The organism is Pseudomonas sp. SCB32 (assembly GCF_009189165.1).
Taxonomy (GTDB): domain Bacteria; phylum Pseudomonadota; class Gammaproteobacteria; order Pseudomonadales; family Pseudomonadaceae; genus Pseudomonas.
The window spans coordinates 334307-353814 of sequence record NZ_CP045118.1 but is presented as its reverse complement, the minus strand read 5'-3'; the positions used below and the strand labels follow the sequence as shown (position 1 = coordinate 353814).

At 66.2% G+C, this 19508-nt stretch carries 17 protein-coding genes and 1 other RNA gene; 7 read left to right on the top strand and 11 right to left on the bottom strand.

Annotated elements, in window-relative coordinates; translation table 11 throughout:
* Positions 1-22 precede the first annotated feature (22 nt).
* Genes ubiH through GA645_RS01660 form a run of 3 tightly spaced genes read right to left on the bottom strand, consistent with a single transcriptional unit; the run spans position 23 to position 3107 of the window.
* Positions 23-1207, bottom strand: a complete 1185-nt coding sequence (gene ubiH, locus GA645_RS01670; protein WP_152219355.1) for a 2-octaprenyl-6-methoxyphenyl hydroxylase — start codon at positions 1205-1207, stop codon at positions 23-25.
* A 1-nt stretch (position 1208) separates the two neighbouring features.
* Positions 1209-2543, bottom strand: coding sequence for a Xaa-Pro aminopeptidase (gene pepP, locus GA645_RS01665; protein WP_152219353.1), 1335 nt, complete (start codon positions 2541-2543; stop codon positions 1209-1211).
* Positions 2544-2552: 9 nt separating this feature from the next.
* On the bottom strand, positions 2553-3107 hold the full coding sequence (locus GA645_RS01660; RefSeq protein ID WP_152219351.1) for a UPF0149 family protein: 555 nt from the start codon (positions 3105-3107) through the stop codon (positions 2553-2555).
* 185 nt (positions 3108-3292) lie between these two features.
* Between GA645_RS01660 and GA645_RS01655 the strand changes: the two genes are divergently transcribed.
* From GA645_RS01655 to GA645_RS01640, 4 genes are all read left to right on the top strand, one after another.
* Positions 3293-3502 carry a TIGR02449 family protein gene (locus tag GA645_RS01655; protein ID WP_152219349.1) on the top strand — a complete coding sequence of 70 codons (210 nt, stop codon included), beginning with the start codon at positions 3293-3295 and terminating at the stop codon, positions 3500-3502.
* Positions 3499-3813 (top strand): cell division protein ZapA, encoded by a 315-nt coding sequence (locus GA645_RS01650; RefSeq protein ID WP_152219347.1) that lies wholly within the window; start codon positions 3499-3501, stop codon positions 3811-3813. The genes GA645_RS01655 and GA645_RS01650 overlap by 4 nt, the downstream gene beginning before the upstream one ends.
* Before the next feature lie 32 nt (positions 3814-3845).
* Positions 3846-4024, top strand: a non-coding RNA gene (gene ssrS, locus GA645_RS01645) — 6S RNA.
* Between the two features lie 9 nt (positions 4025-4033).
* Positions 4034-4663, top strand: a complete 630-nt coding sequence (locus GA645_RS01640) for a 5-formyltetrahydrofolate cyclo-ligase (protein ID WP_152219345.1) — start codon at positions 4034-4036, stop codon at positions 4661-4663.
* A 14-nt stretch (positions 4664-4677) separates the two neighbouring features.
* Here the strand turns inward: GA645_RS01640 and GA645_RS28935 are convergent, their stop codons facing one another.
* On the bottom strand, positions 4678-4809 hold the full coding sequence (locus tag GA645_RS28935; RefSeq protein WP_256676044.1) for a hypothetical protein: 132 nt from the start codon (positions 4807-4809) through the stop codon (positions 4678-4680).
* Between the two features lie 326 nt (positions 4810-5135).
* On the opposite strand from GA645_RS28935, the gene GA645_RS01635 reads away from it, so the two are divergent.
* Together GA645_RS01635 and GA645_RS01630 are read left to right on the top strand one after the other, a co-directional pair.
* Entirely contained in the window at positions 5136-5594 is a 459-nt protein-coding gene (locus GA645_RS01635) for an EVE domain-containing protein (protein ID WP_152219343.1), read from the top strand.
* Between the two features lie 88 nt (positions 5595-5682).
* Complete coding sequence (locus GA645_RS01630; protein ID WP_152219341.1) at positions 5683-7521, top strand: diguanylate cyclase; 1839 nt, start codon at positions 5683-5685, stop codon at positions 7519-7521.
* 28 nt (positions 7522-7549) lie between these two features.
* On the opposite strand, the gene GA645_RS01625 is transcribed toward GA645_RS01630, so the two are convergent.
* The 4 genes from GA645_RS01625 to GA645_RS01610 all read right to left on the bottom strand — a co-directional run bounded on the left by GA645_RS01625 (position 7550) and on the right by GA645_RS01610 (position 13153).
* Positions 7550-8674, bottom strand: coding sequence for an ABC transporter permease (locus GA645_RS01625; RefSeq protein ID WP_152219339.1), 1125 nt, complete (start codon positions 8672-8674; stop codon positions 7550-7552).
* Positions 8675-8677: 3 nt separating this feature from the next.
* A complete protein-coding gene (gene rbbA / locus GA645_RS01620; protein ID WP_152219338.1) occupies positions 8678-11413 on the bottom strand; it encodes a ribosome-associated ATPase/putative transporter RbbA in 2736 nt (911 codons plus the stop codon).
* Positions 11410-12483 carry an HlyD family secretion protein gene (locus GA645_RS01615; protein ID WP_152219336.1) on the bottom strand — a complete coding sequence of 358 codons (1074 nt, stop codon included), beginning with the start codon at positions 12481-12483 and terminating at the stop codon, positions 11410-11412. The genes rbbA and GA645_RS01615 overlap by 4 nt, the downstream gene beginning before the upstream one ends.
* A 262-nt stretch (positions 12484-12745) precedes the next feature.
* Positions 12746-13153, bottom strand: coding sequence for a flagellar basal body-associated protein FliL (locus tag GA645_RS01610; RefSeq protein WP_152219334.1), 408 nt, complete (start codon positions 13151-13153; stop codon positions 12746-12748).
* A 147-nt stretch (positions 13154-13300) separates the two neighbouring features.
* Between GA645_RS01610 and GA645_RS01605 the strand changes: the two genes are divergently transcribed.
* Positions 13301-14278, top strand: coding sequence for an NADPH:quinone oxidoreductase family protein (locus GA645_RS01605; protein ID WP_152219331.1), 978 nt, complete (start codon positions 13301-13303; stop codon positions 14276-14278).
* A 716-nt stretch (positions 14279-14994) separates the two neighbouring features.
* Here GA645_RS01605 and GA645_RS01600 read toward each other — a convergent pair.
* The 3 genes from GA645_RS01600 to GA645_RS01590 are packed head-to-tail and all read right to left on the bottom strand — an operon-like array spanning position 14995 to position 19334.
* Positions 14995-16518 carry a malonyl-CoA synthase gene (locus tag GA645_RS01600; protein ID WP_152219329.1) on the bottom strand — a complete coding sequence of 508 codons (1524 nt, stop codon included), beginning with the start codon at positions 16516-16518 and terminating at the stop codon, positions 14995-14997.
* Between the two features lie 9 nt (positions 16519-16527).
* Positions 16528-17847, bottom strand: coding sequence for a malonyl-CoA decarboxylase (locus GA645_RS01595; RefSeq protein WP_152219327.1), 1320 nt, complete (start codon positions 17845-17847; stop codon positions 16528-16530).
* A 29-nt stretch (positions 17848-17876) separates the two neighbouring features.
* Positions 17877-19334 carry an amidase gene (locus GA645_RS01590; protein ID WP_152219325.1) on the bottom strand — a complete coding sequence of 486 codons (1458 nt, stop codon included), beginning with the start codon at positions 19332-19334 and terminating at the stop codon, positions 17877-17879.
* Positions 19335-19508: the final 174 nt, after the last annotated feature.

The following is a 19508-nucleotide window of genomic DNA, read 5'->3' as shown; positions in this document are numbered from 1 at the left end:
ATTTCCTTATTGACTGGGGCTGTCACACCGGGCGGGCGCCCAGGCCCATGGCCTGGCGGGCGAACCAGCGCTTGGCCGGCGGCAGCAGGTCGAGGCCGAGCAGGCCCAGGTTGCGGCTGGTGGCGAGCAGCGGCTGGGCGTTGGAGAACAGGCGGGTGACGCGGTCGGAGAAGCCGACGGTCATCTGCTGGTCCAGACGCTGGCCGTCCAGATAGCGCTGCAGTACGGCAAAGTCGCCCGGCGCGGCCTCTTCCTGCAGCAGCCGGTCGCCCAGGGCCTGGGCATCGCGCAGCGACAGGTTGAAGCCCTGCCCGGCAATCGGGTGCAGGCTGTGGGCGGCGTTGCCCAGCACCACCAGGTGCGGGCGAATCTGTTCCTCGGCCTCGATCAGGCTCAGCGGGTAGCCATGGCGCGCACCGACCTGCCGGAAGGCACCCAGGCGATAGCCGAAGGCATCCTGCAGCTCGGCGAGAAAGGCGGCGTCGGACAGTTCGCGCAAGCGTTCGGCGTCGCGACCGTTGCGGGTCCAGACCAGCGCGCAGCGGTTATCCGGCAGCGGCAGCAGGGCCAGCGGGCCGTTCTCGGTGAAGCGTTCGAAGGCCTGGCCGCGGTGGTCTTCGGACGGGCTGACGTTGGCGATCAGCGCGGTCTGCCCGTAGGACGAGGCGCGCACGCCAATGCCCAGTTGCTCGCGCAGGCCGGAGCGGCCACCGTCGGCCAGTACGGCGAGGTCGCAGTCCAACTGCGTGTCGTCGTCCAGGGTCAGGCGATAGCCGTCGCCCAGGGCGTCCATGCGCCGCACCTCGGCGGGGCAGCGCCAGCTCACCACCTCCGGGTCCAGCGCGTGCCACAGGCACTGCCCGAGCCAGGCGTTCTCCACCACGTAGCCGAGGGCCGGAACGCCCTCTTCCACCGCCGTCAGGCGTGCGGAGCCAAAGCGGCCACGGTCGGAGACGTGAATCTGCGAGATCGGCTCGGCGCGCTGGGCGATCTGCTGCCAGAGCCCCAGGCGTTCGTAGATCTGTCGGCTGCCGAAGGACAGTGCGGACGAACGCGCATCGTAGCTGGGCTGGTAGGCATCGCCGGGGGCGAAGGGCTCGACCAGCACGATCTGCCAGCCGCGCTCGCGGGCACCGGTCTGGAGAATCAGCGCCAGGCTCGCGCCGACCAGTCCGCCACCGATGATGGCCAGTTGCGTACGTTGCATGTCAGGCGGCCTGGGCGCGGGCTTCGGCCATCAGGGCCTCGATCTCGGCGACGGTCTTGGGCACGCCGTTGGTCAGGATTTCGCAGCCGGTTTTGGTCACCACCACGTCGTCCTCGATGCGCACGCCAATGCCGCGCCACTTCTTCGGCACGTCGGTGTTGTCCGGGGAGATGTAGATGCCCGGCTCGACGGTCATCGACATGCCGACTTCGAGCACGCGCCACTCGCCGCCGACCTTGTATTCGCCGACGTCGTGCACGTCCATGCCCAGCCAGTGGCCGGCACGGTGCATGTAGAAGGCCTTGTAGGCTTCGCTGTCGATCAGCTCGTCGACATCGCCGCTGAGCAGGCCGAGCTTCACCAGCCCGGCGGTGATGACCCGCACGGTGGCTTCATGGGCCTCGTTCCAGTGACGGCCGGGAGCGATGTAGTCGAACGCGGCGACGTTGGCTTCCAGGACCAGCTCGTAGATGGCCTTCTGCTCGGGGCTGAAGGTGCCATTGGCCGGGAAGGTACGGGTGATGTCGCTGGCGTAGCAGTCGATCTCGCAGCCGGCGTCGATCAGGATCAGGTCGCCGTCCTTGATCGTCGCGTCGTTCTCCCGGTAGTGCAGGATGCAGGCGTTGCGGCCGGTGGCGACGATGGAGCCGTAGGCCGGCATCTTCGCCCCGCCCTTGCGGAAGGCGTAGTCCAGCTCGGCTTCCAGGTGGTACTCGTTCAGCCCCGGACGGCAGATCTGCATGGCGCGCACGTGGGCGCCGGCGGAAACCTCGGCTGCGTAGCGCATCACCTTCACTTCGCCCGCGCTCTTGTACAGGCGCAGGTCGTGCAGCAGGTGGTCGAGGGCGACGAACTCGTTCGGCGGCTGCGCGCCCTGGCGGGCCTTGGAGCGGATCACGTTGATCCAGTCCACCAGCCGGCGGTCGAATTCCTGGTTGGCGCCCAGCGCGTAGTAGACGCGATCGCGGCCTTCGATCAGGCCGGGGAGGATGTCGTCGATATCGCCGATGGGGAAGGCATCGTCGGCGCCGAAGGTGCTGATCGCGCCGTCCTGGCCGGCGCGCAGGCCGTCCCAGAGTTCACGTTCCGGATCGCGCTCGCGGCAGAACAGCACGTACTCGCCGTGCTCGCGGCCGGGGATCAGCGCCATCACCGCTTCCGGCTCGGGGAAGCCGGTGAGGTACTGGAAGTCGCTGTCCTGGCGGTAGACATGCTCGACGTCACGGTTGCGGATGTACATCGGCGCCGCCGGGAGAATGGCGATGCTGTTGGGTTCCATCTGCGCCATCAGCGCCTTGCGCCGACGGGCGTATTCCGACTTGGCGATACGGATCATGCAGCAACCTCAATGCAGGGACGGTTTCTCGGCCGGTGCCGGCACCTTGCCGAATTCGGAGAACAGCAGCAGCGGGGCGACGCGCAGGTATTCCTGCACTTCCATGTAGTCGGCCTCGCCGTCTTCGGAATCTTCCAGCGCGCCCTGGACCTGGGCAATGGCGGCGATATCCTGCAGCACTTCGTCGGCTTCGTCCGACAGGCTGGGGGAACGCAGCGCCAGGCCAAAGCCGGCGAGGAAGCCCTGGCACCACTGGCCCAGGGCCGCGGCGCGCTCGGCGAGCGGGGCGTCATCGTTGGGCAGCATCAGCACCACGGCCATCTCACCGGCGCTGAAGTCCTGCTGGACCATGCCCAGCAGGCCGCCCAGTGCCGCGCTCAGTCGCTCGCCCGGCTCGCCGCCGAGCAGCTCACCTGCGGCCTGCAGCCATTCGTCCTGGTCGAAGCCGGACCCTGCGCAGACGCGGCCGAGCAGATGGCCGTGCAATTCGGCGGGAGAGATAGGCAGGGCAGCCTCGGCGAGCAGGGTGGCAAAGGCGGAATAGGCGGAACTTGACGTGGACATGATCGAACCCGGGGTAAGGCAGCTAGGCGCCATCGGGCGCCGCGCATAGAATGTGGTCCCGTATCCTAGCACCGCCGCCCGGTGCAAGACCATGTAACGGGTCGCCGCGTTGACCCGCCCCCGCGGCGGTCCTATATAGTTTCCGGTCACTCCCATTCTCAGAGTAAAGAGCCAAGCGAGAACCCATGGAAGACGCCGACCTGCTCACGCTGATCGCCAAGTTCGACCAGTTGCTCCAGCGCCTGGAGCAGCTCAAGGCCGAAAACCGGCTGCTGCGGGCGAACGAGAAAAGCTGGCGGGAAGAACGCGCCCATCTGATCGAGAAGAACGAAATGGCTCGGCAGAAGGTCGAAGCGATGATTTTGCGACTCAAAGCCTTGGAGCAGGACTCATGAGCCAGTCGAATACCCTGAACGTTCAAATCCTCGACAAGGAGTACTGCATCGCCTGCCCTCCGGACGAGCGCGTCAACCTGGAAAGCGCTGCGCGCTATCTCGACAGCAAGATGCGCGAGATCCGCTCCAGCGGCAAAGTGATCGGCGCCGACCGCGTGGCGGTGATGGCTGCCCTGAACATCACCCACGACCTGCTGCACAAGCAGGAGCGCCAGGATCACGACAGCAGCTCCACCCGCGAGCGCGTGCGCGAGCTGCTCGAGCGCGTGGACCGCGCCCTTACCACCGATAAGGAGCCGGGTGAAGTCTGACCCTGGAAAATTCCTTGGGGTATAATCCACCCCGTTCCCTGGTGTGTTTGCCAGTCGGTGATGTCCCTGAGCCGATAATTGCAACAACGGAGGTTGCCAGTTGGGCTGGTGTGCATGTCCGCACGACGGAAAGCCTTAAAGCCTACTGCAACCGCCACCTTGAACTCTCGGGTTCAAGGGCTAACCCGACAGCGGCATGTCCGGGGAGCTTTACCCTTCCATGATCCGATCCGACGGTCTCTCCCGCCCTGCCCTGCGCCGCCAGTTGCGCCAGGCCAGACGCGCGCTCACTCCCCTTCAGCAACGCCTCGCCGCCCAGGCCCTGTATCGCCAGCTCGCGCAGCATCCGCTGTTCCGCCGGGCGAGGCACATCGCCCTGTATCTGCCGGCTGACGGCGAGATCGACCCGCGTCCGCTGATGAAGGCGGCGCAGAAGCGTGGAAAGGCGACCTACCTGCCGGTGCTGTCGCACTGGCCGAAGACCCACATGACCTTCCAGCGCGTCGGCATTGGCGAACGCTGGACGCGCAACCGCTTCGGCATTGCCGAGCCGGTGCCCAATCGCGGCCAGCAACGCCCGGCCTGGGCGCTGGACCTGTTGCTGCTGCCACTGGTGGGATTCGATCCCCTGGGCGGACGCCTGGGAATGGGCAAGGGATTCTATGACCGCACCCTGGCCTATCTGGGCCTGCGCAAAAATTGGCAGTCCCCGACGCTATTGGGCCTGGCGCACGAGTGTCAGAAGGTCGATCGACTGGAACTGGCCAGTTGGGACGTACCGCTGATGGGCACGGTGACGGACGGCGGCTGGTATGGCCGGCTCGCTGCGGTATCGCGTTCCCTGCGATAACCGTCGCGGATGGATCAGGGCTGCTGAGTGACCCGGGCAGGAATACCGCCCTGGCGCTCCCAGAGGCTCTGGGTGTAACCAGTGGTGACGACCCCCAGGCCGAACAGGATTACCAGAACCCACAAAAGATCAGGCTTGCGTTTCATCGATTGCCTCCCCCTTCCAGGCAAACTGTCCACGATGGCCGGCGGTGGTTTTTTGTCCGTCCGGCGGGCCAAGCTAAAAACGGCGGCATTCTCCGACAATGAAAAGCTTCCCGCAATTCTGACGCCAACCGATCGTCGGAGGAGGCACGCCTGCCAAAACTTCGGGCACTTTCAGGCAAAGTTCATGCCGTTTTCCTACATATTCTTCCTGCGACGGGTCTTCCGCGAGCCGGCAGCTTGTCGCAGGGGAAGCACCTACCATTAGTCACCGGACGGACCTCGCGCCCGCTTCCGCCCACCCGCCACAGACAAGGAGCCCCTCGCCGATGGCACGCGCTTACTGGCTGATGAAATCCGAGCCCGATGAACTCTCGATCCACGACCTCAAGCGCCTGAAGACCGCACGCTGGGACGGCGTGCGCAATTACCAGGCGCGCAACTTCATGCGCAGCATGCAGCCGGGCGACCTGTTCTTCTTCTATCACTCCAGCTGCCCCGAGCCGGGTATCGCCGGTATTGCGCAGATCGAGGGCGAGGCCTACCCCGACCCCACGGCGCTCGATCCGCAAAGCCACTATCACGACCCCAAGGCCAGCGACGACAAGAATCCCTGGACCGCCCGCGACGTCGGCTTCGTCGAAGCCTTCAGGTCGGTACTGCCGCTGGCCGCGCTCAAGGCCCAGGCGGGGCTTGAAGAGATGCCGTTGGTCCAGCGCGGCAGCCGTCTGTCGGTGATGCCGGTGACCGAGGAGCAATGGCAGATCGTGCTGACCCTGGCTCGATGAGGCCAGGGGCCGACAATGGAAAAGGCCCGACAGTGAAAGACCGATATCACTGTGCTATTAGGTAAGGAACGTTTACGGAACTCACCGCATGGACCGCCTGAAGTCCTCTCTAGCCAACTATCTCGGACTTGGCGGCCTGCTCTGCATCCTGTTGCTGGCCAGTGCCTGGCTCGGCCATGAGCTGGCCAGCAGTGAACGGCAACGGGTTCGAGAACGCCTGAACTACCAGGCGCGCGCCCTGGCCCATCAACTGGAAGCCAACCTGCACGAACAGGTGCAGGGCCTGAACCTGCTGGCGCAGCTCTGGACCCACCACGCGCGTATCCCGCGCTCGGAGTGGGAGCTCAACGCGCGCTTCTATATCGACAACTTCCCCGGCTACCAGTCGATCCAGTGGGCCGATGCGGACATGCGTATCCACTGGGTGGAGCCCCTGCAAGGCAATGAGGAGGCGTTGAACTACTGGCTGACACCGATGAGCCCTGGCTACGCCACCGCCATGGCCGCCCGCGACACCGGCAAACCGCGCCTGAGCGACAGCATCGAGCTGCTCCAGGGCGGCCGCGGCTTCGTGCTCTACACACCGGTCTACCTGCACGCCGCCGACGGTACGCTGCGTTTCGACGGCTTCATGGAAGGCGTCTTCCGGGTCGGCAACCTGATGAACCATCTGCTCGAGCAGGCCGACAACCACCTGTTCAGCGTACGCCTGCTGGAGCACGGCGAGCCGCTCTACGTTCGTGCCCAGCCAGACAGCCGGGCGGAAGACACCCTGCGCCTGCCGCTGCAACTGCTGAACAACCATAGCTTCGAGCTGGAGCTCAGCCCCGGCGCAACGCTGGTGCAGTCGATCTCCACGCCACTGCCGGCCGTGGTGTTCAGTACCGCCGTGACCATCAGCCTGCTGCTGGTCGCCGCCCTCGCCCTGGCGCTGGACAACGCCCGCCGCGCCGCTGCGCTGAGCGCCAGCAATCGACTGTTCAGCCTGGAAGCCGAACAACGCCAGGAAATCGAAGGGCACCTGCTCGACAGCCGCGAGCGCCTGCAGCTGGTCCTGGACCTCACCGACTCCAGCCGCGATGCGCTGTTCATCTTCGACCTGCAGACCCGCGAACTGCTGCACATGAACCGCGCCACCTACAGCAGCCTTGGCTACAGCGCCGAGGACTTCCGCCAGCTGCTGCGCGACGATCCGGAGCGACTGATTCCCGGCTTCTTCGCCTGGCTGCAATTGGTGCAGCAGGCCGACCGGCTGAACCTGGCGATGATCTTCCAGCGCGAGATGCAACGCCGCGACGGCAGCCTGCAGGCGGCGGAGATCAACACCCAACTGGTCCACCAGGGCGGGCGCGAGTACCTGATCGCCGTGGCCCGCGACAACGGCGAGCGCCTGCAACTGGAGGCCCAGCTGCAGAAGCAGTCGCAGCAGGATGGCCTTACCGGCCTGTTCAACCGCCGCTACTTCGACCGCCAGCTGCAGAGCGAATGGCGCCGCCTGCGCCGCTCCGACTCGCCGCTGGCGCTGCTGATGCTCGATGTCGACCACTTCAAGCTGTTCAACGACTACCTCGGCCACCTGGCCGGCGACGATGCCCTGCGCCGGGTTGCCGGCGCCCTGCGCAGCTGCCTGCAGCGCGAGGGCGACGCGGCCTGCCGCTACGGTGGCGAGGAGTTCGTGATCATCCTCACCGATACCGGCCTGGACGGCGCCACCCATGTAGCCGCGCGGGTACACCAGCGGATTGCCGAACTGGCGATCGCACACCCGGCCACCGAACTGGGACGGCTGACCATCAGCATCGGCGTGGCCATCGCCAAGCCGGGACAGGATACCGAGCCGGACCAGTTGGTCGCCCAGGCCGACCAGGCGCTGTACGCGGCCAAGCACAAGGGTCGGAACCAGACGTCCGTGTGGCCGGTGGAATAAGTCGGCGGCTGTTATAGGGGGAGTCCGTTCAGGCCATCTGCCCGATAGTCCGGCGGAAGCGCCACAAGGCGCCCGCGAAGAACGCCGCGCCAATCCCGACTATGGCCAATAGCTGCGGCCAGACGATGGACAGGTCGGCGCCCCGGTAGAGGATCGCCTGGGCCAGGCTGACGAAGTGCGTGGTCGGCGCCGCCAGCATGATGTTCTGCACCAGCTCCGGCATGCTCTCGCGCGGCGTGGTGCCGCCGGAAAGAATCTGCAGCGGCATCAGGGTGAGGATCACCAGCAACCCCAGTTGCGGCATCGAGCGCGCCACGGTGCCGAGAAAGATGCCCATGGACGTGGTGGCGAACAGGTGCAGCGCCGCGCCCAGCAGGAACAGTCCCACCGAGCCGCTGATCGGCACGTCGAGCCAGCCACGCACCACCAACTGCAGCGAGATGGCGGCCGCCACCAGCACCACCGCGCCCATGGACCAGACCTTGGCCATCATGATCTCGAAGGCGGTCAGCGGCATCACCAGCAGGTGTTCCACCGTGCCGTGCTCGCGCTCGCGGATCAGCGCGGCGCCGGTGAGGATGATCGACAGCATGGTGATCTGGTTGATCACCTCCATCACCGCGCCGAACCAGGCCTGGGTCAGGTTCGGGTTGAACTCCATGCGCACTGCCAACGCCGCTGGCATCGTCGCCTCGGCACGGTAGCGGCTGACGAACTCGCGCACCTCGGTGCCGACGATGTTCTGGATGTAGCCGGCGCCGGAGAATGCCTGGCCGGTCTGCGTCGCATCGACGTTGACCTGGATCGCCGGCTGCCGCCCGGCCAGCACGTCGCGCTGGAAGTCCGGCGGGATGTCCAGGGTGAAGGTGTACAGGCCGACGTCCATGCCGCGGTCCATCTGCGCGTGGTCGATCATTTCCGGGACACGGAAATACGGCGGCTGGAAGGCGTTGACGATGCGCGAGGAGAGCTGCGACTGGTCCTCGTCGACGATGGCGATGGGCGCGTGGTGCAAGGTTTCCGGCACGCCGGTGGCCGAGCTGTAGACGCCCAGGGTGAAGGCCCAGGCGATCAGGATCAGCATCGCGTAGTCGCGCCCCAGGCTGCGGAATTCCTTGATACCGAGGTTGAAGATGTTCGCCAGCTTCCTCATCGCTCAGTCCTCCTGCTTCTTCAGGCAGGCGACGCTGAGCAGCGTCAGCACCACCACCATCGCCAGCAGCGGCAGGTAGTAGACCCACAGGTCGGCAAAACCCAGCGCCTTGGAGAAGGCCCCGCGACTGACGATCAGGAAGTGCGAGGTCGGGTAGAGCTGGCCGATCACCTGCGCCGCGCCTTCCAGCGACGACACCGGATGGATCAGTCCGGAGAACTGGATGGCCGGGATCATGGTGGCGATGGCGGTGCCGAACACTGCGGCGATCTGGCTCTTCATGAATGTCGAGAGCAGCAGGCCGAGCCCGGTGCTGGTCACCACGTAGAGGAAGGCGCCGACCAGCAGCGCCAGGAAGCTGCCCTTGAGGGGCACCTGGAACAGCAGCACGGCCATGGCCAGCATCAGCACGAAGTTGACCATGCCCATGCCGATGTAGGGCAGCTGCTTGCCCAGCAGGAACTCCAGCCGCGTGACCGGGGTGACGTAGAGGTTGGTGATCGAGCCCAGCTCCTTCTCGCGCACCACGCCCAGGGCGGTGAGCATCGCCGGGATCATGATCAGCAGCAGCGGGATCACCGCCGGCACCATGGCTTTCAAGCTCTCCACGTCCGGGTTGTAGCGGTAGCGCACCTCGGTGCTGGCCGCCGCGCTGACCGCGGGGCTGCCGGTCTGCCGGGCGAGATCGGCCAGGTAACTCGCGTGCAGGCCCTGTACGTAGCCGAGCACGGTGTTGGCGCGGGTCGGCATGGCGCCGTCGATCCACACGCCGATGGCCGGATCGGCGCCGCGTTTCAGGTCGCGGCCGAAGTTCGGCGGGATTTCCACCGCCAGGCTCAGCTCGCCGCTGCGCATGCGCCGCTCCAGTTCCTCGGGGCTCTGGATCGGCGCGCGCTCGATGAAGTAGCGCGAGCCGGAAATGTTCAGCGCGTAGGCCTGGCTGGTGGTGGTCTGGTCGCGGTCAAGTACCGCGTAGGTGAGGTCCTCCACGTCCATGTTGATGCCGTAGCCGATGATGAACATCAGCAACGCGGTGCCCACCAGCGCCAGGGTCAGGCGGATCGGGTCGCGGCGCAGCTCCATGGCTTCGCGGCGCGCGTAGCTGAACAGGCGCAGCCAGCTGAAGCGGTCACTGCCCTTGTAGCGGGCGGGCTCAGCTGGCTTCTCAGGGCTAGGCGCAGCGTCCGGCACCGGCGCCCTGCCGGCGGCCTCTTCCAGGTAGGCGATGAAGGTGGCTTCCAGGGTCGGCAGGCCGCGCTTGTCGATCAGGCCCTGCGGGGTATCGCTGTCGAGCACCTTGCCGGCATGCATCAGCGAGATGCGGTCGCAGCGCTCGGCCTCGTTCATGAAGTGGGTGGAGATGAAGATGGTCACGCCGTCGTTGCGCGACAGCTCCACCATCAGTTCCCAGAAGCCGTCGCGGGCCACTGGGTCGACGCCCGAGGTGGGCTCGTCGAGGATCAGGATTTCCGGCTTGTGGATCACTGCCACCGCCAGCGACAGGCGCTGGCGGATACCCAGCGGCAGGCTGTCGGGCAGCTCGCCCGCGACCTTGCCCAGATCGAAGCGTTCGAGCATCTCCCGCACGCGTGGCTCGATCTGCTCGTGCGGAATGTGGAAGAGCTTGGCGTGCAGTTCGAGGTTCTGCAGCACCGTCAGCTCGGCGTACAGCGAGAAGGCCTGGGACATGTAGCCGACGCGCCGGCGGGTCTCCATGTCGTTGGCGTTGACCGGCTGGCCAAACAGCGCACAGGTGCCTTCGCTGGCCGGCAGCAGGCCGGTGAGCATCTTCATGGTGGTGGACTTGCCGCAGCCGTTGGAGCCGAGGAAGCCGAAGATTTCCCCGCGCTCGATGCGGAAGCTGACGCGGTCCACCGCGACGAAATCGCCGAAGCGGCAGGTCAGCCCCTCGGCCTCGATGGCGATCTGCGGCGCGCCATCATTCTGCGGCCGAGGTGGAATGACCAGCTTGTGGTGACCGGCGCGCTTGCTCTCGGGCAGCAGCGCGATGAAGGCCTCTTCGAGACTCTGCGTGCCGGTGTGCGCGCGCAACTCGGCGGGTGTACCGGTGGCGAGCACCTTGCCCTCGTCCATCGCCACCAGGTGGTCGAAGCGCTCGGCCTCCTCCATGTAGGCGGTGGCCACCAGCACGCTCATGCCTTCGCGGCCGGCGCGGATGCGCGCGATCAGCTCCCAGAACTGGTTGCGCGACAGCGGGTCGACGCCGGTGGTGGGCTCGTCGAGGATCAGCAGGTCGGGGTCGTGGATCAGCGCGCAGCACAGCCCGAGCTTCTGCTTCATGCCGCCGGAGAGCTTGCCCGCCGGGCGCTCGGCGAAGGGCGCCAGGCCGGTGCTGTGCAGCAGGTCGGCGATGCGCCGCTCGCGCTCAGCCTTGTCGTGGCCGAACAGGCGGCCGAAGAAGTCGACGTTCTCGAACACCGAGAGCGTCGGGTAGAGGTTCTTGCCCAGGCCCTGCGGCATGTAGGCGATGCGCGGGCACACGGCGCGACGGTGGCGCGCGTCGCGCATGTCGCCGCCGAGCACCTGGATCTTGCCGTCCTGCATCTTCCGCGCGCCGGCCAGCAGCGCCAGCAGGCTGGACTTGCCAACGCCGTCCGGGCCGATCAGCCCGACCATGCGGTTGGCCGGGATTTCCAGGGTCACGTCGTCCACTGCGCGGGTCTGCCCATAGCGCAGCGAGACGCCAGCCAGACGGGCCACGCAGTCGGCGGCGTTCATTGCGGGACCTTGATCTGCAGTTCAGCCGGCCACTGCACCTGCGGGTCGAGGCGCAGGTAGGCCATGCCCGGCACGCCGGTCTTCACGTAGGTGATGTACTTCGCAAGCAGCTGCGGATCGAGGCGCGCCTTGACTCGGAACATCAGCTTCTCGCGCTCGTTGGCGGTCTCCACGGTCTTGGGCGTGAACTGCGCGACACTGGCGACGTAGGACACCTTGGCCGGAATCACGTACTGCGGCACGGCGTCGATCACCAGGTGTACTTCCTGGCCCAGTTCGACCTTGCCGGCCTGGCCCGAGGGCAGGAAGAAGGTCATGTAGACGTCGGCCAGGTCGACCATGTTGAGCAGCTTGCCGCCGGCCGCCAGCACTTCGCCCGGCTGTGCCACGCGGTACTGCACGCGGCCGTTGCGCGGTGCCTTGAGCAGGCTGTCGTCGATGTCCGCCTGCAGGCGCACGGTGCTCGCGGTAGCGGCCTCGATGGCCGACTGCGCCTCGATCACCTGGGAACGTGCGGCAGCTATGCCGGCCTGCGCCGAGACCACCTGGGAGCGCGCGGCGGCCAGCGCCGCCTGGGCGCTCTGCATCATCGCGCGGTCATCGTCGAGTTGCTGTTGCGGCAGGGCGTTGCGCTTGACCAGTTGTTCGGTGCGGCTGAAGCGCTTCTGCGCGGCGGTGAGTTCGGCCTGGCGCTGGGCGACCACGGCTTCGGCGGTGGCCTTCTCGCTGGTGCGCTGGGCGACCAGGGACTCGGCAGTGAGCCTGGCGTTCTGCGCCTGGCGCACCTCGGCCTGGGCCTGGGCGAGCTGGGCCTGGAGCACCTGGGTGTCCATCTTCGCCACCACGTCGCCGGCCTTCACGAAGTCGCCTTCGTCCACCAGGATTTCCGCCACCCGCCCCGGGAGCTTGGTGGCCACGTCCACCTCGGTGGCTTCGATGCGACCATTGCCGCTGGCGAAGCCTTCGCCCAGGCCGGTCGGCTTGAACGTCTGCCAGGCCAGCGCGGCGAGCACGACCGCGACCACCACGACCAGTCCGCGGGTGCGCCAGCTTTTTGCGTTTCCTGTCATCCGAGTATCCCCTTGTCCATGCGCTCCGATTCGAGCGGATCATGTAGGGATGTTCGGCGACCAGCGGCGAATGCCGGTTGATGCAGGTCAGGCGTGCGACGAAAAGTCCTACATGTAGGACTTTACGAATCTCAATCGGTAAGCGGAAAGGCGCCGAGCGAAGGTGAGGCAAGGCGAAAATCAGCGAGGGCGCGGAGTTTACTCGCTGTATATGAGCAGCCCTCGCTGATTTTCAACGCAGCATCGCCGATGCGCAGGCCCTTTACGGCTGGACGATCAGGTTGTTGAACAGCAAGTCGTCGACCAGCGGCTTGCCCTCTTCCTGCTGCAGCACGCCCTGCACCTGCTTGAGGGCTTCCTGGCGCAGCTTTTCCTTGCCGTCGACGCTGCCGAGGGAGTCGTCGGTCTGCTGGGCGAACAGCATCACCAGCTGGTTGCGGATCAGCGGCTCGTGGTGCGAGACCTTGTCCGACGCTTCCTTGCCGGTCACTTTCAGCGCGATGTCGGCCTTGAAGTACTTCAGCTTCGGACCGCTGCCGTAGTTGCCCACCAGTGCCGGGGTGAGGTCGACGAAGGCGGGCTTGTTGGCGTCTTCCGGCTTGGCCTCTTCCGAAGCGGCCACGAAGGGACTGAAGGACAGGACCAGCAACAGGGCGAGGAAAGCTCTCAAGGCGATGTCTCCGGATTCGATGGCCCAAAGGATAGCCAGACTCGCGCCGCAGCCCAAGCTATATCGGGGCATAAGCCGGGACCATGGTGATTTGCCCACCCGCCCCGCCCTCCTACACTGCTCCGATACCTAGCGTGGAGTGCTCCCATGAAAGCCGTGCTGTGCAAAGCCTTCGGCCCCGCCGAAACCCTGGTGCTGGAAGACATCGACAGCCCCGAGCCGAAGAAGAACGAAGTCCTGCTGCAGGTGCATGCCGCCGGGGTGAACTTCCCCGACACGCTGATCATCGAGGGCAAGTACCAGTTCAAGCCGCCCTTCCCGTTCTCCCCGGGTGGCGAGGCCGCCGGCGTGGTCGGCGCCGTCGGTGAGAAGGTCAGCCATGTAAAACCCGGCGACCGCGTGATGGCGCTGACCGGCTGGGGCAGCTTCGCCGAAGAAGTGGCGGTGCCCGGCTACAACGTGATGCCGATTCCCGACGGCATGGACTTCGCCAGCGCCGCCGCCTTCGGCATGACCTACGGCACCTCCATGCACGCACTCAAGCAGCGAGCCAGCCTGCAGCCGGGCGAGACCCTGCTGGTGCTCGGCGCCTCCGGTGGCGTGGGCCTGGCAGCAGTGGAAATCGGCAAGGCCATGGGCGCCAAAGTGATCGCTGCCGCCAGCAGCGAGGCCAAGCTGGAAGTGGCCAAGGCCGCCGGTGCCGACGTGCTGATCAACTACAGCGAAGGCAGCCTGAAGGACAAGCTCAAGGAAATCACCGGTGGCCAGGGCGTGGACGTGATCTACGATCCGGTGGGCGGCGACCTGTTCGAGGAAGCCTTCCGCTCCATCGCCTGGAACGGCCGCATGCTGGTGGTCGGTTTCGCCAGCGGCACCATCCCGTCGCTGCCGGCCAACCTCACCCTGCTCAAGGGTGCGTCGCTGGTCGGTGTGTTCTGGGGCTCCTTCGCCCAGCGCCAGCCGCAGGACAACGCGGCGAACTTCCAGCAGCTGTTCCAGTGGTTCGCCGAAGGCAAGATCAAGCCGCTGGTGTCGCAGACCTACCCGCTGGAGAAGGCCGCCGATGCGATCAATCACCTGGGCCAGCGCAAGGCGGTGGGCAAGGTGGTAGTGACCGTTCGCTGATAGCTTGCCGGCGACATGAAAAAGCCCCGCTCAAGCGGGGCTTTTTCATTGCGTCGCTCCGGCGTTGGGCGATTCGCGAGCAAGCTCGCTCCTACGAAGAGCCCCACTTCTGCGGCTTTGGCTTTGGCTTTGGCTTTGGCTTTAAAGAGATTTCCAGAGAAACATCCACGCACTCCGAACGGCCCCGTTCAGGAGGCCTCGTTGAAGCGCAGTTTCAGGGGTTGAGCGGCATGGATGCCGCGAGAGCCACGATGGGCCAGGGATGGCCCGTCGTGGCGTGCCCCTGAAACTGCGCTTTAACGAGGGAATTTTTCGCCTAAGCGAAAAACCGGATGTCCGGGGCAAGCCTTCTTGGTTACTTCTTCGGCGTTTGGTTTGGAAGAAGTGACTCGCCCGAGGGGGCGAAACAAGAAGTCAGCGCGCACGCCGGCGCGACGCGAGAAAGCCCGGCGCGAGGCAGACACATCGCGGACGAAGTCCACTCCTACGCGAGTCCGATGCACCTAATATCTCCAGCAGGAGCTGATTTCGCGGAGAAGCTCCGCTCCTACGAAGACAAAAAAGCCCCGCATGAGCGGGGCTTTTTCATGCGAGTCAGCGCGTAGGATGGGTAGAGCGAAGCGAAACCCATGCTGTCCTCGAGCCCGCTGCCCGGGAGCGATGGGTTTCGCTTCGCTCTACGCCATCCTACGTCCATTACTCCCGTGGGGTTGCAGTCAGGAATACAGCGCCTTGAACTGCTCGCGCAGCACGTTCTTCTGCACCTTGCCCATCACATTACGCGGCAGCGCGTCCACCACCATCACCCGCTTGGGCTGCTTGAAGCGCGCGAGCTTGCCGTCCAGTGCGGCGAGCACCTGCGCCTCGCTCGGAGCCTGCCCCTTGCTGGCCACCAGCACGGCGGTGACGCCCTCGCCGAAGTCCGGGTGCGGCACGCCGATCACCGCCGATTCGGCCACGCCCGGCAGGGTGTCGAGGATCTCTTCCAGCTCCTTGGGATACACGTTGAAGCCGCCGCTGATGATCATGTCCTTGTTGCGGCCGACGATCTGCACGTAGCCACGATCATCGACGAAGCCGATATCACCGGTCATGAAGTAGCCGTCCGCCCGCAGTTCCTCGGCGGTCTTCTCCGGCATGCGCCAGTAGCCCTGAAACACGTTCGGCCCGCGCACCTCGATCATCCCCGGCTCGCCCTGGGGCAGCAGGGTCGGCTCGGCCTTGCCCGGATCGGTGATGCGCAGTTCGACGCCCGGCAGCGGGAAGCCGACGGTGCCGGCGATGCGCTCGCCGTCCAGCGGGTTGGAAGTGTTCATACCGGTCTCGGTCATGCCGTAGCGTTCGAGGATGGCCATGCCGGTGCGCTCGGAGAATGCCTTGTGGGTCTCGGCGGTGAGCGGCGCAGAGCCGGAGATGAACAGGCGCATGTGCGCCACCGCCTCGCGGGTCAGGCCGGGCTGGTCGAGCAGGCGGGTGTAGAAGGTCGGCACGCCCATCAGCAGGTTCACCTGCGGCAGCAGCTTGAGGATCTGCGCGGCGTCGAACTTGTTCAGGAAGAGCATCGAGCCGCCGGCCATCAACAGGCTGTTGCAGGCCACGAACAGGCCGTGGATGTGGAAGATCGGCAGCGCGTGGAGCAGCCAGTCGTTGCTGGAAATCTTCCAGTAGCCCACCAGTGCGCGGGCATTGGAGACCAGATTGCCGTGGCTGATCATCGCGCCCTTGGAGCGCCCGGTGGTGCCGGAGGTGTAGAGGATCGCAGCGAGGTCGGAGGATGCGCGCTCCACGTCGGCGAAGCGTCCCGGTTTGCCGTGCACCCGGTCCATCAGCGAGCCATTGCCCGCATCGCCCAGGGTCTCCACGTGGGCCACGCCGCTGACTTTCGCCAGCTCGCGGGCCTGAGCCTCGAAGGCCGGCGCGCAGACGAACAGCGAAGGCTCGGCGTCGTCGAGGAAGTAGCGCAGCTCTTCGCCGGTGTAGCCGCTGTTGAGCGGCAGGTAGACCGCGCCGACACGCAGCACGGCGAGGTAGAGCATCACTGTCTCGGGGCTCTTGTCGACCTGCACGGCGACGCGGTCGCCCGGCTGCACGCCGAGCTCCACCAGTGCATGGGCGAACTGCGAGGTGCTGCGCAGCATGTCGGCGTAGCTGTAGCCACCGCCATCCGGGGTGCGGATGAAGGGTTTGGAAAGGTCGCTGGGCAGGTGTTTGCCGACTTCGGCGAAAAGGCTCTGGTTCATGTGCGGGTCCTAGCGTTTTGTTTTCGCTGACAGGGTGGCCAGTTTGCGGACCTCGGGAGAGGCCGTGACCGCGCCCTGATTGGCGTAGGCTTCGTGGTTCTTTTCGATCTGGCGTAGTTCGTAGCGGTAATTGACCATCAGCCCGGCCGCCTGGCGCAGGCCGCTGGCGGAGAGGTCGCCACGCCAGTTCAGGCGTTCCAGGCGGGCGCCGTTGCCCAGGTGGAAGCGCGCCACCGGGTCCAGCGGCAGGCCGCCGCCGTTCCTGGCATGCAGGAAGTACTCGGCGGCCAGCGCCAGCAACGGCTGCTCCGTGCGCGGCGGTGGCGGCGCGTCGGGCTTGAGCGCCTTGAGCAATTCGGCGGCGGCCGCGCCCAGTTGCGGGTCCTCGCCCAGGCTGTCGAGCCAGCGCCGGAAGCCGGGTACCGGCGACAGGGTGACGAACTGGCGCAAGCCGGGAATCTCTCGCGCCAGCTCCTCCACCACCTGCTTGATCAGGAAGTTGCCGAAGGAGATGCCGCGCAGGCCGTCCTGGCAGTTGCTGATGGAGTAGAACACTGCGGTGTCGGGTTCTTCCGCGGGCTGCGGCACCGGTTTTGTTTCCAGAATCTCAGCAATGGCGCCGGGCATGGAACGAGTCAGCGCCACCTCGACGAAGATCAGCGGTTCATCGGCCAGGGCCGGGTGGAAGAAGGCGAAGCAACGGCGGTCGGCCGGCTGCAGGCGGCTGCGCAGGTCGTCCCAGTCCTTGATGGCGTGGACGGCCTCGTACTTGATGATCTTTTCCAGGATCGACGCCGGTGTCGACCAGTCGATCCGCCGCAGCACCAGGAAGCCACGGTTGAACCAGGACGCCAGCAGGTGCTGCAGGTCGTGGTCCACGGCCTCAAGCTCCGGCCTGGCCTTGAGCTCCTGCAGCAGCAGGCGGCGCATGGCGATCAGTTCGGCGGTGCCACCGGGCGCCTGGTTGAGGCGGCGGAACAGCTCCTGGCGCGGTGGTTCGCAGGCCTGGAACAGCGCGGTGATGTTCGCCGCCGACGGGTCATCGAGATAACGCTGGCAGGCTTCGGTCAGCGCCTCCTTGGGCGGCGCGAAGTCCTTCAGCAGGATGTCGAAGAAAGCCTTTTGCTGGGCCTCCGGGCAATCCCGGTAGGCACACAGCACCTGCTGCGCCAGGGCGACCCCCGAGGCTTCGCCGTGGCTGGAAATCAGCTTGTGGCAAGCCTGCGCCAGCGCCTGGGCATTGCCCGGCGCCGGCTCGCGCGACTCCAGCAGTTGCCGGCCGCGCTCGGTGATGCTTTGCAGCAGTTCCTGGAAGAAGCTGATATTCATGCGTCCCCCTCACGGTGTGGATAAAGCGATCAATCTCCCGCCAGCATCGGCGGCGGGCAGCGCTGGTACCAGCGCGAGGCCTGCTCGTAGGCATGGGCCAGTTGCAGCACGGCCATGTCCGCCTGGTGCTTGCCGATGATCTGCAAGCCCATCGGCAGGCCCTGCTCATTGAAGCCGACCGGCACGTTGACCACTGGGCATCCGGACAGGGTGCCGGGGATCACCACCTCCATCCAGCGGTGGTAGGTGTCCATGGACTTGCCGGCGATCTCTTTCGGCCAGTCCCAGGTCTTGTCGAACGGGAACACCTGGGCACTGGGCAGCAGCAGGTAATCGTAGCGCTCGAACAGCTGGCTGATCGCACGGTACCAGTCGCTGCGCGCGGCGGAGGCGCGAAACACCTCGACGGCAGAGAGCTTCAGGCCATTCTCGATCTCCCAGATCGCCTCGGGCTTGAGCAGTTCGCGCTTGGCCGGGTCGGCGTAGGTCGCGCCCAGGGAGCCGGCGACCATCCAGTGACGCAGGGTACGCCAGGTATCCCAGAGGCGTTCGGCGGAGAAGCCCATGGCGGTGTCCTCGACGTGGCAACCGATGGCCTCGAAGTCGGCGAAGGACTTGCGGCACAGCTCCAGCACGCCCTTCTCCATGGGCAGGTAGCCGCCCAGATCGCCCAGCCAGCCCAGGCGCGCGCCCTTGAAGTCGCGCTCCAGCTTGCCTGCGAACTGCTCACCGGATTGGGCGATGGACAGCGGTGCGCGGGCATCGCCACCGGCCTGCACCGACAGCAGCAGGGCCACGTCGCGCACGCTGCGGCCCATGGGGCCTTCGTAGCCGAGCTGGTCGATGAACAAGTCGGCGCTGTCGTCGAAGGGCACGCGGCCCTGGGACGGACGGAAGCCGATGATGTTGTTGAAGGCCGCCGGGTTGCGCAGCGAGCCCATCATGTCGCTGCCGTCGGCCACCGGGACCATCTGCAGCGCGAGGGCCGCTGCGGCGCCGCCGCTGCTGCCGCCAGCGGTGCGGTCCGGCGCGTAGGCGCAACCGGTGGCACCGAAGATCGGGTTGTAGCTGTGGGAGCCGAGGCCGAATTCGGGGGTGTTGGTCTTGCCGATGATGATCGCGCCGGCGGCCTTGATGCGCTCGACCATGATGCCGTCGCGCTCGGGCAGGTAATCGCGGTACAGCGGCGAGCCGAGGGTGGTACGGATGCCCTTGGTCAGCGACAGGTCCTTCACCGCATGGGGCAGACCGTGCATCCAGCCACGGTACTCGCCACGGGCCAGTTCGGCGTCGCGCAGGTCCGCCTCGGCGAGCAGAGTTTCGCTCGGCAGCTGGCTGATAATGGCGTTGACCGCCGGGTTGTAGCGCTCGATCTGCGCCAGGTGCGCCCGCATCACTTCGCGGCAGGACACCTGGCGCTGACGGATACGCTCGGCCAGTTCATAGGCCTGGAGCTGGACGATTTCGTTGTGCTTGTTCTGGCTCATACGGCGTTGCCTTGCGTTCTACTGGGTCCCCGCGTTCGCGGGGACGACGGATCACGGACAGTGCGGGCGCCGGGCTTGCCGACGCTCAGGGGAAAGACAGCGCTGCGCTCATCGGCAACGCGTCTTGTCGGGGCGAGCAGTGCCCTGGCGCCTGGAAGCACCACACACACCACT

Coding starts and splice junctions, on each gene's coding strand:
- ubiH (WP_152219355.1), bottom strand. CDS start 1,207: ATGCAACGTACGCAACTGGCCATCATCGGTGGCGGACTGGTCGGCGCG.
- pepP (WP_152219353.1), bottom strand. CDS start 2,543: ATGATCCGTATCGCCAAGTCGGAATACGCCCGTCGGCGCAAGGCGCTG.
- GA645_RS01660 (WP_152219351.1), bottom strand. CDS start 3,107: ATGTCCACGTCAAGTTCCGCCTATTCCGCCTTTGCCACCCTGCTCGCC.
- GA645_RS01655 (WP_152219349.1), top strand. CDS start 3,293: ATGGAAGACGCCGACCTGCTCACGCTGATCGCCAAGTTCGACCAGTTG.
- GA645_RS01650 (WP_152219347.1), top strand. CDS start 3,499: ATGAGCCAGTCGAATACCCTGAACGTTCAAATCCTCGACAAGGAGTAC.
- GA645_RS01640 (WP_152219345.1), top strand. CDS start 4,034: ATGATCCGATCCGACGGTCTCTCCCGCCCTGCCCTGCGCCGCCAGTTG.
- GA645_RS28935 (WP_256676044.1), bottom strand. CDS start 4,809: ATGAAACGCAAGCCTGATCTTTTGTGGGTTCTGGTAATCCTGTTCGGC.
- GA645_RS01635 (WP_152219343.1), top strand. CDS start 5,136: ATGGCACGCGCTTACTGGCTGATGAAATCCGAGCCCGATGAACTCTCG.
- GA645_RS01630 (WP_152219341.1), top strand. CDS start 5,683: ATGGACCGCCTGAAGTCCTCTCTAGCCAACTATCTCGGACTTGGCGGC.
- GA645_RS01625 (WP_152219339.1), bottom strand. CDS start 8,674: ATGAGGAAGCTGGCGAACATCTTCAACCTCGGTATCAAGGAATTCCGC.
- rbbA (WP_152219338.1), bottom strand. CDS start 11,413: ATGAACGCCGCCGACTGCGTGGCCCGTCTGGCTGGCGTCTCGCTGCGC.
- GA645_RS01615 (WP_152219336.1), bottom strand. CDS start 12,483: ATGACAGGAAACGCAAAAAGCTGGCGCACCCGCGGACTGGTCGTGGTG.
- GA645_RS01605 (WP_152219331.1), top strand. CDS start 13,301: ATGAAAGCCGTGCTGTGCAAAGCCTTCGGCCCCGCCGAAACCCTGGTG.
- GA645_RS01600 (WP_152219329.1), bottom strand. CDS start 16,518: ATGAACCAGAGCCTTTTCGCCGAAGTCGGCAAACACCTGCCCAGCGAC.
- GA645_RS01595 (WP_152219327.1), bottom strand. CDS start 17,847: ATGAATATCAGCTTCTTCCAGGAACTGCTGCAAAGCATCACCGAGCGC.
- GA645_RS01590 (WP_152219325.1), bottom strand. CDS start 19,334: ATGAGCCAGAACAAGCACAACGAAATCGTCCAGCTCCAGGCCTATGAA.